13 protein-coding genes are annotated in these 16,346 nt (G+C 73.8%); 10 read left to right on the top strand and 3 right to left on the bottom strand.

The features are described from left to right. Positions 1-58 precede the first annotated feature (58 nt). Positions 59-1,504: an MFS transporter gene (locus ACWDYF_RS05640; RefSeq protein WP_389473948.1), complete on the bottom strand. Its 1,446-nt coding sequence runs from the start codon at positions 1,502-1,504 to the stop codon at positions 59-61. Between the two features lie 51 nt (positions 1,505-1,555). On the opposite strand from ACWDYF_RS05640, the gene ACWDYF_RS05635 reads away from it, so the two are divergent. From ACWDYF_RS05635 to ACWDYF_RS05610, 6 genes are all read left to right on the top strand, one after another. Next, positions 1,556-2,140: a CGNR zinc finger domain-containing protein gene (locus tag ACWDYF_RS05635; RefSeq protein WP_381743631.1), complete on the top strand. Its 585-nt coding sequence runs from the start codon at positions 1,556-1,558 to the stop codon at positions 2,138-2,140. A 148-nt stretch (positions 2,141-2,288) separates the two neighbouring features. After that, complete coding sequence (locus ACWDYF_RS05630) at positions 2,289-2,789, top strand: tetratricopeptide repeat protein (RefSeq protein ID WP_389473951.1); 501 nt, start codon at positions 2,289-2,291, stop codon at positions 2,787-2,789. Between the two features lie 46 nt (positions 2,790-2,835). After that, positions 2,836-4,755: a hypothetical protein gene (locus ACWDYF_RS05625; RefSeq protein WP_381743628.1), complete on the top strand. Its 1,920-nt coding sequence runs from the start codon at positions 2,836-2,838 to the stop codon at positions 4,753-4,755. A gap of 131 nt (positions 4,756-4,886) precedes the next feature. Beyond that, positions 4,887-5,774 (top strand): metal-dependent hydrolase, encoded by an 888-nt coding sequence (locus ACWDYF_RS05620; RefSeq protein ID WP_026252462.1) that lies wholly within the window; start codon positions 4,887-4,889, stop codon positions 5,772-5,774. Continuing rightward, a complete protein-coding gene (locus ACWDYF_RS05615) occupies positions 5,771-6,838 on the top strand; it encodes a PDR/VanB family oxidoreductase (RefSeq protein ID WP_389473953.1) in 1,068 nt (355 codons plus the stop codon). Before ACWDYF_RS05620 ends, ACWDYF_RS05615 begins: the two co-directional genes overlap by 4 nt. A 105-nt stretch (positions 6,839-6,943) precedes the next feature. Continuing rightward, positions 6,944-7,633 carry a TetR/AcrR family transcriptional regulator gene (locus tag ACWDYF_RS05610; protein ID WP_389473955.1) on the top strand — a complete coding sequence of 230 codons (690 nt, stop codon included), beginning with the start codon at positions 6,944-6,946 and terminating at the stop codon, positions 7,631-7,633. A gap of 28 nt (positions 7,634-7,661) precedes the next feature. Here ACWDYF_RS05610 and ACWDYF_RS05605 read toward each other — a convergent pair whose 3' ends face one another. Continuing rightward, positions 7,662-8,024, bottom strand: a complete 363-nt coding sequence (locus ACWDYF_RS05605) for a 5-carboxymethyl-2-hydroxymuconate Delta-isomerase (protein WP_381743622.1) — start codon at positions 8,022-8,024, stop codon at positions 7,662-7,664. 34 nt (positions 8,025-8,058) lie between these two features. Then, entirely contained in the window at positions 8,059-10,800 is a 2,742-nt protein-coding gene (pulA, locus tag ACWDYF_RS05600) for a pullulanase-type alpha-1,6-glucosidase (protein ID WP_389474005.1), read from the bottom strand. Positions 10,801-11,228: 428 nt separating this feature from the next. On the opposite strand from pulA, the gene ACWDYF_RS05595 reads away from it, so the two are divergent. From ACWDYF_RS05595 to ACWDYF_RS05580, 4 genes are all read left to right on the top strand, one after another. Then, on the top strand, positions 11,229-12,518 hold the full coding sequence (locus tag ACWDYF_RS05595) for an extracellular solute-binding protein (protein WP_381743620.1): 1,290 nt from the start codon (positions 11,229-11,231) through the stop codon (positions 12,516-12,518). 161 nt (positions 12,519-12,679) lie between these two features. Further along, entirely contained in the window at positions 12,680-13,678 is a 999-nt protein-coding gene (locus ACWDYF_RS05590; protein WP_381743618.1) for a carbohydrate ABC transporter permease, read from the top strand. Between the two features lie 12 nt (positions 13,679-13,690). Continuing rightward, the gene (locus ACWDYF_RS05585) at positions 13,691-14,605 is read left to right on the top strand and encodes a sugar ABC transporter permease (RefSeq protein ID WP_381743617.1); all 915 of its coding nucleotides are present in this window, start codon (positions 13,691-13,693) and stop codon (positions 14,603-14,605) included. A gap of 77 nt (positions 14,606-14,682) precedes the next feature. After that, positions 14,683-16,344 (top strand): glycoside hydrolase family 13 protein, encoded by a 1,662-nt coding sequence (locus ACWDYF_RS05580; RefSeq protein ID WP_389473959.1) that lies wholly within the window; start codon positions 14,683-14,685, stop codon positions 16,342-16,344. Positions 16,345-16,346: the final 2 nt, after the last annotated feature.

Raw genomic sequence — 16,346 nt, 5'->3', positions numbered from 1 at the left:
GGTCACGGCATTGTCGGATCAGATGCGGGTCAGACGCAGGTCAGAGGCAGGCGGGCCGTCATCGCGGGCTCCCGCGCGCGGCGTCGGGTCCGGGGCGGCGGCCGGGGGCGGGGCGCCGGGTCAGGCCGAGGACGAGCCCGGCCAGGGGCAGTGCCGCGAGCACGGCGAGGGCCACCCGCGGCGGCACGATGCCGGACAGACCCGCGACGGCGGCCGGACCGATCCCGCCGCCCAGGGCGTTCATGGAGTTGAGCAGGCCCTGTGCGGTGTCGCGGTCGTCCGCGGCGACCAGGTCCGGCGCGAGGCCCACCAGTACGGCCTGGGCGCCGGCGAACCCGCACACGGTCGCCGCCGTGCCGACGACGACCGGGACCGGCCCGGAGCAGACCGCGGCCACGAGCACGCCGACGACAGTGAGCGCCGCGAGCCCGGCCGACACCTGCCAGCCGGTGAACCGGTCGGTCAGGGTGCCGACCAGCCGCCCGGCCAGGACCGAGCAGGCGGCGGCCGGGACCAGGAACATCCCGGCCTCCAGGGGGCCACCGCCCGTGGCCTGCTCGATCAGGGACGGGGCGCGGAACAGCACGCCGTAGTAGCCGGCGAAGACGGTCCCGCCGATGAGCCCGGCCGCCAGGAAGCCGCGGGACGCGATCACCCGCCGGGGCACGAACCCGTCGGGCCTGCTCCGCACGCGCCACCACAGTCCCACGGCGGCGAGCGCCCCGACGGCGGCCACGGCGAGCGTGACCGGAGCGGGCAGGCCGACCGAGTGCGCCTGAAGCAGGGTGATCAGGGAGCCGGCGAGGACCGACAGCACGGCCGCGCCGACGAGATCGAGTCGCCCGGCCGGGCCGCTCCGCCCGCCGCCACCGCTCCGCGCCGGCATGTGCCTGACCGGCAACGCGACCGGCAGGAGGGGCAGGGCGAGGACCGGGAGCGCGAGCACGGCACGCCACCCGAGCCACTCGGTCACCGCACCGCCCAGCAGTGTCCCGCACCCCGACGCCGTCGCACTGGCGGCCGCGATGATCCCCAGGGCGCGGATCCGCTCCCGCCCGGGAAGGGCGGTGGCCGCGGCGAAGACGGCGATCATGGTCGCGCCCGCCCCGGCGCCGCCGATCAGCCGTCCGACGATCACGACCGACAGCGTCGGCCCGGCTCCGGCGAGCGCGGAGCCCGCGGCGAGCGCGACGACCCCGGCGACGAGGACCTGGAAGGGGCTCCGGCGGAACAGCAGCCGGCCCGCGACCGGCATCGCGAGCGCGCAGGTCAGCGACCACGCGGCGAGAATCCACGCGGTGGCCCCGAACGGCACCGCGAGTGCGCGGCCGATGGCCGGGAGGGCCACCGACGGTGCTCCCAGTGCCACGTACATCGGCAGCACCAGCATCCCCAGAGCCAGCCCCAGCCGACGCCCGTCCGGGGCGTCGGTTCGCTCCGGTGCCGGGCCCCCTCCGGGCCCGGCCGTCTGCGGCATCGCGCTGTGCCGGGTGTGTGGTGACACGTCAAACCTCCTTCGGGTGTAACATTAGGGAGCAGTGAGGAGACACGTCAAATGCAGAATGCGTATTACAGCCCAGAGGTGGTCCAGACCGCCGTCGACCTGGCCAACACCTTGCGGCCGGTCAAGGGGGAGGACACGCTCGAAACCGTGGAGCAGCTCCGGGACTTTCTCGACGGCCTTCCCGCGGCCGGGCGTTCACGTCCGGCCGCGGACCGGGGCACCGGGCCGCACCACCTCACCCGCGCCGACCTGGCGGAAGTCCGCGCGCTGCGCGAGACGGTGCGTGCGGTGCTCGAACGGGCGGACACGGACCCGGCCGGGGCCGCGGCTCTGATCAACGACGGCCTGCGCCGCAGCCGCGCCACCCCGGTACTGCGCCATGAGGACGACCGCTGGTGGACCGAGGTGGCCTCCGACACCGACCGCTGCTCGGCGCACCTGGCCGCGACCTTGCTCAGCGCACTGGCCGCCGTGATCGCCACGCTCGGCCCCGCTCGTCTCGGCGTATGCGCCGGACCGGCCTGCCGGGCCACCTTCGTGGACCTCTCGCGCAACGGCTCTAAGCAGTACTGCACCCGGACCTGCGCGCACCGGGCCAGCGTCGCGGCCTACCGGAGCCGGCGCGGCCCGCGCTGAGCACCGGCAGCCGGCCCCGCCGGGCCGGCTCCGGGGTTCCGTCCGAGCCCCACTACACTCCCCCAGCGCCCCTTGCCCCTCCGGAGCGACAACGGCGAGGAGCGGCACTGCGACACAGCAGGACTCGACACGGAACGAGAGTGGCCCGATGGACCAGGACTGGGAAGACCGCATGACCGCCGCATGGGCCCGCTTCGGGGAGCTTCCCGAGAGCGCGGCGCCCGCGTTCCGGGCGGAGATCGACGCGCTCGTCGCGGAGTTGCCCGAGGACAGCCCGCTCGGGCCGTTCGAGCGGGCCTGCGCGTGGGACTCCACCGGGCACTCGGACCGGGCGGTGCCGCTGTACCGGGAGGCGCTGGCGCGCGGGCTCGACGGCTACCGGGGCCGCCGCGCGAAGATCCAGCTCTCCAGTTCGCTGCGGAACACCGGGCACCCGGCGGAGGGCGTCGAGCTGCTCACCCCCGAACTGGACGCTCCCTCGGACGAGTTGGACGACGCGGTGCGTGCCTGCCTGGCGCTGTGCCTGTCGTCCCTCGGCCGGGACCGCGAGGGCCTGTCCCTGGTGCTGGGCGCCCTCGCCCCGCATCTGCCGCGCTATCAGCGGTCGATGGCCAACTACGCCCGGCTGCTGGTGGCTTCGGACGGCTGAGGCACGGGGGCGGTGACCAACCGCTCGTTTGCTCGTTCTGCTGGACGTGCAGTCACAGGACGTCGCCCCGCGCCACCCCCGTTCCGCCTCCCGTCCCGCCGCCGGTGTCGAGCAGGCCGAGGCCGCGCTCGTCGAGCACTATCCGCGGCTGGTCCGGATCGCCTATCTGGTGCTGCCGCCGGGACTCGGCCGCAGCAGGCGCGTCCTGAGCGCGCACTCGCTCACCCAGCGGGCGCTGCCCCGGGGCCGGTCGGCGGCGTCCGCGATCCCGGCGCAGTCGCGCGGCGACGACGGCGACCCGGGCTACGCCTATCTGCGCCGCCAGGTGCTCCGTACGGCGCTGGAGGCGGGCCGGGCGGCCAAGCGCGGACCGTGGCCCCGGCGCGCCGCGCTGCCGCCGCTGCTCCCGCAGGTGTGGGGGCTGCGGCTCTTCCCGCGCTCGGGCGGGGCCGACGAACTCGCCCTGGACCAGCGGCTGGCGTCCCTGCCCGCCCCGGCCCGCGCCGCCTATGTGCTGCGCGGTCTGGAGCGGCTGCCGGACGCGGTCGTGCGCCAGGTGCTGGCGTCCGCGGGCGTGGCCGACCCGGGCGCCGCGCTGCGCCAGGCCGACCGGCTGCCCGCCCGGCACGCGCTGCTGGAGTCCCCCGAGTTCGATCCGTGCTCGCTCCAGGCGCGGCCCACCGATCTGCTGCGGCGCAGGCAGCACACCCGGGCGGCGCTGGCCGCCGCGGCGGCGCTCGCGGTGTGCGGCGCGCTGGTGGCGCTGCCCGGCGGCGGCTGGGGTCCGGACGGCGCCGCGGCGCCCGCCTACGCGCAGAACCCGGCCGCCGAGGCGGCCCTCGACCCGGGCCGGCTCACCCGGGCCGCCCCGGCCGCCTGGCGGACCTCGGCCCGGCTGGACTTCTCGGTGTGGCCGGCCCGCGGCGACCTGACCGGTGACACGGCCCTGCTGCGCCGGGCGCTGGCCGTGTGGGCGCGGCCCGGCGGCGCGGTCCGGGTCTCGGCGACGCCCGGCACCGCCTCGGGCGGCCCCGCCGGACCGCCGCAACTGCTCTACGCCGGGACCGTCGACGCCGCGCGCGTGGTGATCCTCCACGACGGGCTGCGCATCGTCCGCTACGCCGAACCGCAGGGCTCCACGGCCGGGGCCGCCCTCGACTTCGCCCGGGTGGACGGCGCGAGCGGCCCGGAGGCGTCGGCGGTGGTGCTGGACCGCTCCGACGGCAATGTGCGCTATCTGACGGCGCCCTGGGTCCGCGCGGCGGCCCAGCGCGATCTGCTGAAGCCGTCGTCCGCCGCGCTGGACCTGGGTCTGTCGGACGGGGTGACCGGCCCGCTGGCCGGTACCGCGCGGCAGACCGGGGCGTGCACCTCCTGGCGGGTGCTGCGGCTGACCGGCGACGGCGGCAGCCAATTGCTGAGCGATCTGGGCGAGCTGGTGCCCGCCCGGCTCACCACGGGGCGCCCGGCGGCTCCGCACGGCGCGGCGGGCGCGGCGGGGCTGCGTGCCTGGGCGCCGTTCGCCTGCGCGCTGGGCGCGGTGCGCGGGCAGGGCGTACGGTCGGTCAACGCCTGGCGGTTCGCCGAGCAGCCGCTGCCCGGATCGGGCGGCACGGCCGCGTGGGTGTGCACCCGGACGGAGACCTGGCGCGGCGCCGGTCCGCGGGTGCTGGCCCAGGTCCGGGTGCCCGGCGGGACGTACGGGGCGGTCGCGGCCAGGGCCGAGGACGTACCGGCGTGCGGCGCCCGCGATCCGCATGTGCTGGCCGGGGTGCTGTGGAAGTCGAGGACGGACACCTGGTACCTGCTCGCGGCCGGTGACGCGGACACGGCCTCGGTCACCGCGACCGGCGGGGTCTCGGCGACCGCGTCCGGTCCGCTGCTCGCGGCGCGGGCGGAGCAGGGCACGCGGGCGGAGCTGAAGGGCACTCTGAAGGGCGGCGGCGCACTGGAGGCGCTGCACTAGCGCGCCGGAGTCACCGCACCAGAGGGTGCCGGGCCTGTCGGACCCGGCCACCGGCCCACTTACTGACATCAACGTCAACAAGGTGGCGCCAAGGGGTTCCCGGACGCCCTACCCGTCAGTACATTGACGCCATGTCTCACACGCAGGACCGGGTGCCGCTCAAGGCACGGAAGGTGTCCTTCTCCTGGGAGGGCACACCACTGCACTGGGTGCCCGGGGACCCGTTCACCTCGCACACCATCAATGTGCTGCATCTGCTGCTGCCCGCCGGGGAGCGCTGGTTCGTGCACGTCTACAAGCAGGTGCTCCCGTACATCCGCGACGAGCGGCTGCGCGAGGACGTCCTCGGGTTCATCGGGCAGGAGGCGATGCACTCGCAGGCGCACGACGAGGTGCTGCCGCACCTGAGGGAGCTGGGGCTCGACCCGACCCCGTACACCGCGCAGGTGGACTGGCTGTTCGAGAAGCTGCTCGGCGACCGCACGCTGCCGCCCGGCGCGGCCCGGCGCTGGTGGCTGATGGAGCGGGTGGCGCTGATCGCGGCGATCGAGCACTACACCGCCTTCCTCGGGGACTGGGTCCTCAACGCGAGCGAACTCGACCGGCGCGGCGCCGATCCCACCATGCTGGACCTGCTGCGCTGGCACGGCGCCGAGGAGGTCGAGCACCGCTCGGTCGCCTTCGACCTGTTCCAGCACGTGGACGGCAACTACCGGCGGCGGGCCCGCACCTGGGCGACGGCCTTCACCGCGCTGGTCTTCCTGTGGCAGCGCGGGGCCCGGTTCTTCATGGAGAACGACCCGACGCTGCTCGACGGCAGGGCCCGGCTGCGCGACTTCCACCGCGCCGGCCGCCGCGGCACCCTGCCCGCCACCGGCGCCATGCTGCGCTCCATACCCACCTACCTCGCCCGCGGCTACCACCCCTCCCAGGAGGGCTCGACCGAGCAGGCCGTCGCCTACCTCGCCGCCTCCCCGGCGGCGCTCGCGGCCGAGCAGGCCCAGAAGGAGACGGCGTGAGCCCGAAGCCGCCGAGGCTGCGGACGCTCCTGGCGGTCGCGGGCGGCGCCGTGCTGGCGCGCCGCGCCCTGCGCCGCCGTATCCAGGCGTCCCCGCTGTGGCCGCTGCCCGCCCTGGACGAGCCGGTCTCGGGCCGGCCGCGCACCCGTGCGCTGCGGCTGCTGGTCACCGCGCGCGAGACGGTCGCCGAGGGCGTCGTACGGCTGCGCCTTGAGGGGCACGGCCTGCCCCGCTGGGAGCCCGGCGCCCACCTCGACCTGGTACTGCCCTCCGGACTCGTACGGCAGTACTCCCTGTGCGGCGACCCGGCGGACGACTCGTCGTACACCGTGGCCACCCGGCTGATCGAGGACGGCCGGGGCGGCTCGCGCGAGGTGCACGCACAGCTCGCCGAGGGCACCGAGGTGGAGGTGCGCGGCCCGCGCAACCGCTTCCCGCTCACCGCGGCGGACTCCTACGTCTTCGTCGCGGGCGGCATCGGCATCACCCCCCTGCTGCCCATGCTGCGGGCGCTCGGCGAGCACACCCCCTGGCGGCTGCTGTACGGCGGACGCAGCCGGGCCTCGATGCCGTTCCTGGCGGAGCTGGCCGAACTGGACCCGGACGGCACCCGGGTGACCGTGGCCGCCGAGGACGAGCACGGCCGCCCCGACCTGGACGCGCTGCTCACCGGCCTCCCGGCGGGCACCGCCGTCTACTGCTGCGGGCCGGAGGGCCTGATGGCGGCGGTGGCGGAGCGGCTGCCCGAGGGCACCGCACTGCACCTGGAGCGGTTCGCGCCACGCGCCGCGGCGGGCGGCGACCATGCCTTCGCGGTGGAACTGCGGCGCAGCGGGCGCACGGTGACCGTCCCCGCGGACACCACCGTGCTGGCCGCCGTGCGCACCGCGCTGCCGGACACCGCGTACTCCTGCGAGCAGGGCTTCTGCGGGACCTGCCGCCAGCGGGTGCTGGAGGGCGAGGTCGACCACCGGGACGAACTGCTCACCGACGCCGAACGGGACGACTCCGTGCTGATCTGCGTCTCCCGGGCGCGCGGCGAGCGCCTGGTGCTCGACATGTGAGGCACGGCGTGCGCCGGCCGGGGCGGCGGACCGCGGGACGGACCGGACGAACACCGCGGCCGGTCCGGACCGTTCGCGGCCGGATCCGGTCGGTAGGGTGGGCACATGACCACCGGGGTACGGCGCAGGATGGGAGTCGAGGAGCGACGCGAGCAGTTGATCGGCGTCGCCCTCGAACTGTTCAGCGGGCGCTCCCCCGACGATGTCTCCATCGACGAGATAGCGTCGGCGGCGGGCATATCGCGCCCGCTGGTCTACCACTACTTCCCCGGCAAGGTCAGCCTGTACGAGGCGGCGCTCCAGCGGGCGGCGGACGATCTGGCCGACCGGTTCACCGAGCCGCGCGAAGGCCCGCTGGGGCTGCGGCTGCTGCGGGTGATGCGCCGCTTCTTCGACTTCGTGGACGCGCACGGGCCCGGCTTCTCGGCCCTGATGCGGGGCGGCCCGGCGGTCGGCTCGACCACGGCCAACGCCCTTGTCGACTCCGTCCGGCAGGTGGCCTACGACCAGTTGCTGTCGCATCTCGGTGTGCAGGACCCGCCCGCGCGCCTGGACCTGGTGGTGCGCTCCTGGATCTCCCTGGCCGAGTCGACGGCGCTGCTCTGGCTGGACGGCCGCCGGGTGCCGCGCGCCGAGCTGGAGGTCCAGCTCGTGCACGACTTCGCCGCGCTGCTGGCCGTCGCCGCCGCCCAGGACGAGGAGCTGACCGCGCTGCTGCGCGGCGTGTTCACGGCGGAGCCGGCCGACGGCCCCTTCGCGGACCTGCTCGGCCGGCTCCTCCGGCTCGCCTCCTAGCCAGGACCTGCGCGCAGGACGCCGGTCCTCAGCTCGCCGTCTCGTCCTTGCGGTAGGACGCGTCGAGGTCGCGGATCTCCGCCGAGGCGTGCAGGACCAGGCCCTCGACGGGCCGCACATGGGCGCGCAGCGCCTCCAGGACCGCTTCCGCCAGCCGTGCCTTGGTCTCCTCGGTGCGCCCGGCCAGCAGACCGACGCTGACGTGCACGATCGCGTGCCCCTCGGCGTCCGGGCCGACGACGGTGTCCTCGGTCCTGCGGAACTGCGTCGTGCAGGCCGGGGGCCTGGCCGCCGCGATCTCGACGGTCCGCGCGTGCACCTCGCGGGCGAACGCGGCCCGGTCGAAGGCGTCCGCGAGCGGCGCGGAGTAGTCGACGGTGATCTGCGGCATGAGCACTCCTTGTGGCTACGGCGACGGGGTCACCCTAGTGCGCGGTGAACACCGCGACCGTACGGGCCGGGACGGTGAACGTGCCGGTGGCCGCCGCGCAGGACGCGGTCCGCGCCACCGGGTCCGCGCCCGCCGCCTGCACCGGGTGCAGCCGGCAGCGCGTACCGGCGAGCGCGGGCACCCGCTGCTCCTGCCGCTGCGGGGTGGCGTTGAACACCACGACGAGGCCGCCCAGGCGCATGGTGATCACGCCGGGGGTCTCGTCCGGGCCGGACAGCGGGAAGGACAGCCGGGACTGCACCTGCGCGGCCGTCGCCGACGAGAAGGCCCGCTCGCCGGTGCGGATGCGCAGCAGGTCGCGGTAGGCGGCCGAGGCGCCCTCGATCTGTGCGCAGCCGACCCGGACGGAGGCCAGCAGCGGTGCGGCGTAGGGCCACTTGTCCCGGTTGGCCGCCGCCGGGGGCAGGCCGCGGCCGAAGCCGTTGCCGTCGGCGCAGTCCCAGTGGACGGCGTTGAACCAGTCGCCGCTGTCGTAGGAGTCGCGGTCCAGGGACTTGGAGCGCAGCAGGTCGGTGCCGGCCTGGGAGAGCGCCGGTCCCTGGGAGAGCGCGGCGGTCGCCATCGCCAGGACCTGCATCCGGGCCCGGTCGGCGGCGGACGTGGCGGCGGGCAGCTTGTAGGCGAGGGCGTCGAAGAGGGTCTCGTTGTCGTGCGCGTCGGCGTAGGCGACGGCGTCCCCGGGGGCGGCCGCGTAGCCCGCGGGCGCGCCGTTGTAGTCGACCTCCGCCCCGGTGACCTGCTTGCCGCCGGAGTCCGTGAAGCGGTAGCGGGCGAGGCTGCCGCTCAGCCCGACCTTGATCAGGTCCTGGTGGTGCAGCAGCCGGGCCCGCTGCTCGGCCGGTGTGCCGTTGGCGGTGGAGGAGTTGGGGTCGGTGAAGAGACCGGAGGCGAAGCCCTGGACGCCGGGGTCGGCGTCGAAGGGGCTGCCGCCGCGCACCGCGTCGCGGGCCCGGTCGGAGAAGGTGGCGATGCCGGTGCCCGCCATGTTCTTCTGGGTGGCCTGCACGAAGCGGGCGTCGTCGGCCGCCTCGCCGAAGTTCCAGCCCTCCCCGTACAGGATGATCTTCTTGCCGTCGACGCCGTCCTTCGCGGGCGTCAGGGCGTCCAGCGCCCGGCGGACGGCGAGGATGTTCGCCTTGGGGTGGTGGCCCATGAGGTCGAAGCGGAAGCCGTCGACCTTGTACTGCCTGGCCCAGGTGACGACGGAGTCGACGACGAGCTTGCCCATCATGGTGTTCTCGGGCGCGGTGCCCGCGCAGCAGGTGCTGGTGGCCACCGAGCCGTCGGCGAGCAGCCGCTGGTAGTAGCCGGGTACGACCTTGTCCAGGACGGAGGTGTCCGCCTGGCCCGCGGCGGCGGTGTGGTTGTAGACCACGTCCATGACGACCCGCAGCCCGTCCCGGTTGAGCGCGCCGACCATCCGCCGGAACTGGACCGTGCGGGCGGTGCCGTCCGGGTCGGTGGCGTAGGAGCCCTCGGGGACGGTGTAGTGGTAGGGGTCGTAGCCCCAGTTGTAGGCGTCGCGCGCCGCGGTCGCCGCCACGCACGCCTGCTGCCGGTCGGAGTCGGCCGGCCAGGCGGCCGGGTCGCAGCCGGGCACCGCCTGGTCGGCCTTCTTCTCCGGGACGGTGGCGATGTCGAAGGCGGGCAGCAGGTGGACGTAGGAGGTGCCCGCCCGTGCCAGGTCCCGCAGGTGCCGCGAGCCGTCGCCGCCGCGGTCGGTGAAGGCCAGGTAGGTGCCCCGGTGGGTGGCGGGGACGGTGGGGTCGGCGACGGAGAAGTCGCGGATGTGCAGTTCCTGGATCTGCGCGTCGCGCAGCGGTACGGCCTTCGGCTTGGCCAGTCGGGACCAGCCGCCGGGGGCGAGCGCGGGGTCGTCCAGGTCGGTGACGAGGCTGCGGGCGCTGTCGGCGGTCAGGGCGAGCGAGTAGGGGTCGGTGACCTTGTTGGTGACGATCCGGCGGACGCCGGGCGCCCACACCGTGACGACGTACCGGTAGGGCTTGTTCTTCCAGGACGCCGGGCCGGTGACGGACCAGACGCCGGTGGTGTCGTCGCGGTGCAGGGGGACGGTCCTGCCGTCCAGTTCGAGGGCGGCGGTGCGCGCGGTCGGCGCCCAGACGCTGAGTGTCGGGCGGCCGCGGTGGAAGACCGGGCCGAGGCGCGCCTTCGCGGCGGCGGTGCCGTAGAGGTCGTCGAGGACCCCGGCGAGCTGGACGCCGGTCGCCGCGAGGACGGTGCCGTCGGCGGCCCGCTGGGTGGCGACGACCTGGCCGCGCAGCGCGTCGCGGACCAGGCCGCGGTCGCGCGGGTCGACGGACCAGGCGGTGTGGTTCCTCAGGTGCGGGAACCGCGCCTTCTGGGCGGTGCTCAGCACGGTCCTGGTCAGGCGCAGGCGGCGGGTGTCGTCGCCGTCCGGTCTCGCGCCCCGGAGGGTGACCGAGCCGTCGCGGGAGGCGAGGAGCTGGGCGGAGGCGGCGGTGGCCGGGCCGTTCCAGGCCACGGTGGACCGGTCGATCCAGACGGCCTCGGAGGTGGTCAGGCCGAGGGCGGAGGCCGCGCGGGCGGCGGCGGGCCGGGGGGCCGCGGGCGGTGCGGCGGCCTGGGCGGTCAGGGGCTGGAGGAGGACGGCGGCGAGCGTGGCGGCGACGGCGGCCACGGCCCGTCCGCCGCGTCCGGCGTGGTGGGGGCGGCGCCCGGGGGGCGCCGGCCGAATGGGTGTCACGGTGGGTGGGCTCCTTGCGACGACGGCTCGAACGGGCCCGTGTCCGCGCGTACTTCGGCTGCGCGGCCGGACGCCGGGCGAGACCGTATCCCCGGTGAATCGCTTGCAGCAAGAGTCATGAAAACCATGGAAAGAAATTTCAGGAACAGCTTTCCGACGCACGCTCACGCGACCCGGCGGGGCCGCATCCCCGCGCCCCCGCCGCGCGGGCAGTACGGGTCCACCGGCGATCGGACCCGACACCCTGCGGTAACGAAAATGTCACGCTTGCCGGACCGTGCGGAAATTTTCTTGCAACATCTTTCGCAAGGGATTGCAGCCTTGCTACGTTCCTCCCGCGCCCGGCGGCCGTCGATCGGGACCGACGGCACCCACGGTCCTCCCAAGGGATGATCCGGGCCCATATCTAGGGAGTTCATATGCGACGTGGCATATCGATCGCCGCCGCGGTCACCGTGGTCGCGCTGGCCGCCTCGGCCTGCGGCGGGTCGGACAGCGACTCGTCCGGCAAGCCGAAGGACCCCAAGGACGTCTCCGGGACGATCACGTACTGGGACACCTCGGACGCGGCGACCGAAGCCCCGACGTACAAGGCCCTGGTCAAGCAGTTCGAGGCCAAGTACCCGAAGATCAAGGTGAACTACCAGAGCGTCCCGTTCACCGACGTCGAGCAGAAGTTCAAGTCGGCCGCCAAGAGCGGCAAGGGCGCGCCCGACGTGGTCCGCACCGACGTGGGCCTGATGGCCGAGTACGCCTCGCTGGGCTACATCGCCCCGCTCGACGGCACCCCGGCCCTCAAGGACACCGCCGACTTCACCGCCACGCCGCTGAACACCGCCAAGTACAACGGCAAGACGTACGGCGTCCCCTCGGTCACCGACACCCTCGGCCTGCTCTACAACAAGAAGCTCCTCCGGCAGGCCGGTATCGCCGAGCCCCCGGCCACCTGGGACGAGTTCATCGCCGACGCCAAGACCATCAAGCAGAAGACCGGGGCCTACGGCACCTACGTCAACCCGGACTCCTACTTCCTGCTCCCGCTGCTCTACAGCAACGGCGCGGACCTGGCCGACCCGTCCGCCAAGAAGATCACCATCAGCGACGCCGCCGCCGTCACCGCGCTCACCACCGCGAAGAAGATCAACGACGAGGCGTCGATGAAGGTCGACTTCGCGAACGCCTACCAGAACATGCAGACCGCCTTCAAGAACGGCAAGGTGGCCATGCTGATCCAGGGTCCCTGGTCGGTCGGCGACGACCTGACCGGCAGCGCGTTCAAGGGCGACGAGGCCAACCTCGGCTTCGCCTCCGTCCCGGCGGGCGCCGGCGGCAAGGCCCAGGCCCCGACCGGCGGCCACAACCTCACGGTCTACCAGGGTTCGGGCAACCTGGACGCCAGCTATCTGTTCACGCAGTTCATGACGTCCACCGAGAGCCAGATCGCCGTCGCCAAGGGCACCGGCACCCTGCCGACCCGCACCTCGGCGTACACCTCCGAGGTCACCGCCGACCCCAAGATCGCCGGCTTCAAGCCGCTCCTGGAGCGGACCGCCCGCCCGCGCGTGGCCCTGCCGCAGGTCGGCTCGCTGTTCACCCCGCTCCAGCAGAACTACGTGAAGGTCCTCCAGGGCGACCAGTCGGTCGAGGGCGGCCTCGACGCCACCGCGAAGGAGTTCCAGAAGCTCCTGCCCGGCTACTCCGTCGGCTGACCCCACCCGCCGCAGCCGCACCCGCCGTCGCCGCACGGCGGCCGAAGACACGCAGCCCCGGGGAAACGACTCCCCGCTGCCGCCCCGACCGGGGCTCCCCGGGGCCGCGGAACGACCCGACCTCGTCCCCGAGAGACTCGTCCCCGAGAGAGCCGATGACCATGACGACCGCAGCGAGCACCGGAGACGACCGCACCCGAGCGGGCGGTGACCGGCCCCCGCGCCCCGCCCGCGCCTCGGCGCTGCGGCGGTCCTGGGACACGTACTGGTACGCCTGGGCGATGGTGACCCCGGTCGCCCTCGTGATCACCGTGCTGGTGCTGTACCCCCTGGGCTACGGCTTCTACCAGTCGCTGACGAACGCCAACGAGTCCAACGTCGCCAGCACCATCGGCGCCTTCCACCGGCCCGCCACCTACGACTTCGTCGGCCTCGACAACTACTGGCACGTCCTGTCCGGCGCGGACGGCGACTTCTACCCGCGCCTGGTGTGGACGGTCGTGTGGACCGTGTCCTGCGTGGTGCTCCAGGTCGGCCTGGGCATGGCCCTCGCGGTGCTGCTCAACCGCGAGATGCGGCTGCGCGGCTTCTACCGCGCCATGCTGATCCTGCCGTGGGCCGTGCCCTCCTTCATCGGCGTCTTCGCCTGGCGGCTGATGCTCAACTCCCAGTACGGCGTCTTCAACGAGGTCATCACGGCCTTCGGCCTGCCCGCGCAGAACTGGCTGGGCACCCCGCTGGCCCAGAAGGCCGCCGTCATCATGGTCAACGTCTGGATCGGCATCCCGTTCAACATGGTCGCGCTGCTCGGCGGGCTCCAGTCCATACCCAAGGAACTGTACGAGGCCGCCGAGATGGACGGCGCCTCCCCCTGGCAGCGCTTCGTGAACATCACCCTGCCCGGCCTCAAGCCGGTGTCGAACACCGTGATCCTGCTGGGCTGCATCTGGACGTTCAACATGTTCAACGTCATCTACCTGCTGCTGGGCAACAACACCACCGGCGACACCGACATCCTCGTCACCTTCGCCTTCCACAAGGCCTTCAACGGGATCTCGGACTACGCGGGATCGGCCACCTACGGGATCATCATCCTCGCTCTCCTGCTGGCCTTCTCGACCTTCTACCGCCGCAGCACCCTGAAGTCCGAGCAGGCGTAAGGAGCCCTCGCCATGACCGCAGCCACGCACGAGAGCGGCCCCGCCGCGCCCGCCGCCCCCGCCCGGCCCGCCGCCGCCCCGCGCCCGCGCAGGGTGCGCGGCCGCCAGGAGCGCGCCCCCTGGGTCTCCGTCGTCCTGCACGCCACCCTGGTCGGCGCCACCGTGATCGCCGCGTTCCCCGTGGCGTGGATCCTGTTCATCTCGCTGGGCCCCAAGAACGCCTGGCAGGAGCCGGGCCAGGTGCTCAGCCATCTGAGCCTGCACAACTACACGGATGTACTGGCCCATTCGGACCTGGCGAAGTGGTTCCTGAACACCGTCGTCGTGGCGGGCGGCACCACCCTGCTCGGCGTCTTCCTCGCCTCGACCGCCGGGTACGCCGTGTCCCGGATGCGGTTCCCGGGCAGCCGCCAGCTGATGTGGACCTTCCTGGTCACCCAGATGTTCCCCAGTATCGTATTGATCGTGCCGCTCTATCTGCTGATGTCCGAGTTGCACCTGCTGGACAACTACCTCGGGCTGATCCTGGCGTACGCGACCACGGCGGTGCCGTTCTGCGCCTGGATGATGAAGGGCTACTTCGACACCATCCCCAAGGAGATAGACGAGGCGGGCCGGGTGGACGGGCTCACCCCGATCGGCACCTTCTGGCGGCTGATCCTGCCGCTGGCCAGGCCGGGCCTCGCGGTGACCGCGTTCTACAGCTTCCTCACCGCCTGGGGCGAGGTCGCCTACGCGACGCAGTTCATGCAGTCCGACCACTACACGCTCGCCGTCGGCATCCGCACCTTCGCGCAGGACCAGCGCCCCGACTGGGCGTGGACCTCCGCCACCGCGATCATCATCACCATCCCGGCGGCCCTCGTGTTCATGCTGGTCCAGCGCAGCCTGGTGTCCGGTCTGACGGCCGGCGGCACCAAGTCCTGAGCGCGGCCCGGCCGGCGGCCCCTCCCGCCGCCGCGCGCACGCGCCCTGTCGTTCCCCTCGCACCCCTAAGGGAATCCATGACCCAGCACGTCACCGACACCGCCCCCGCCGAAGCCCCCGCCGCCGCCGCGCGCCGGGAGTGGTGGCGCGACGCGGTCATCTACCAGGTCTACCCGCGCAGTTTCGCCGACGGCGACGGCGACGGGATGGGCGACCTGCCCGGCATCCGGGCCCGGCTGCCCTACCTGCGCGATCTCGGTGTCGACGCCGTCTGGCTGTCCCCGTTCTACGCCTCCCCGCAGGCCGACGCGGGCTACGACGTCGCCGACTACCGGGCCATCGACCCGATGTTCGGCACCCTCACCGACGCCGACGACCTGGTCCGCGACGCCCACGCGCTGGGGCTGCGCGTCATCGTCGACGTCGTCCCCAACCACTGCTCCGACCAGCACGAGTGGTTCAAGCAGGCGCTGCGCGAGGGCCCAGGCTCCCCGCTGCGCGACCGCTTCCACTTCCGCCCCGGCAAGGGCACCGGCGGCGAACTGCCGCCCAACGACTGGGAGTCCATCTTCGGCGGCCCGGCCTGGACCCGGGTGACCGAGCCGGACGGCACCCTGGGCCAGTGGTACCTGCACCTGTTCGCGCCCGAGCAGCCCGACTTCAACTGGGAGCACCCGGCCGTCCACGACGAGTTCCGCTCCATCCTGCGGTTCTGGCTCGACCTGGGCATCGACGGCTTCCGCATCGACGTCGCCCACGGCCTGGTCAAGGCCGCCGGACTGCCCGACATCGGCCACGACGAGCAGGTCAAGCTGCTGGGCACCCAGGCCGTGCCGTACTTCGACCAGGACGGCGTGCACGAGATCTACCGCAGCTGGCGGCGGATCCTGGAGGAGTACGCCGGAGACCGGATCGCGGTCGCCGAGGCGTGGACGCCGACCGTGGAGCGCAGCGCCCTGTACCTGCGCCCCGACGAGCTGCACCAGGCGTTCAACTTCTCGTACCTGACCACCGGTTGGGACGCCGACGGGCTGCGCGACGTCATCGACCGCTCGCTGCGCGCCATGAACGCCGTGCACGCGCCCGCCACCTGGGTGCTCTCCAACCACGACGTCGTACGCCACTCCACGCGGCTGGCGGCGGACGACGGCGCCGACGGGCTGCGCCGGGCCCGCGCGGCGACCCTGCTGATGCTGGCGCTGCCCGGCTCGGCCTACCTCTACCAGGGCGAGGAACTGGGCCTGCCCGAGGTCGTCGACCTGCCCGACGAGGTGCGCCAGGACCCGGCGTTCTTCCGCAGCTCCGGCCAGGACGGCACCCGCGACGGCTGCCGGGTGCCGCTGCCGTGGTCCGGGCAGGAGCCGCCGTTCGGCTTCGGTCCCGTCGAGGGCGGCCCGAGCTGGCTGCCGCAGCCCGCCGAGTGGCGGGAGCTGACGGTCGAGGCGCAACAGGGCGACCCGGACTCGACGCTGGAGTTCTACCGCGGCGCGCTCGCCGTGCGCCGCGAGCACCCGGCGCTCGGCGCCGGGACCCGGATCACCTGGCTGGACAGCCCCGAGGGAGTGCTCGCCTTCCGCCGCGACACCGGCGAGGGATCCTTCGTCTGCACGGTCAATCTGACCGCCGCTCCGCTGGCCGTGCCCACCCCCGGCACCCTGCTGCTGGCCAGCTCAGACGTGGTCCCCGGCCCCGACTTGACGCAACTGCCCCGCGACTGCGCCGTCTGGTGGGCAGTCTGACA

The sequence above is a fragment of the Streptomyces sp. NPDC003284 genome (genome assembly GCF_053589675.1).
This window is presented reverse-complemented; position numbering and strand designations above follow the sequence as displayed.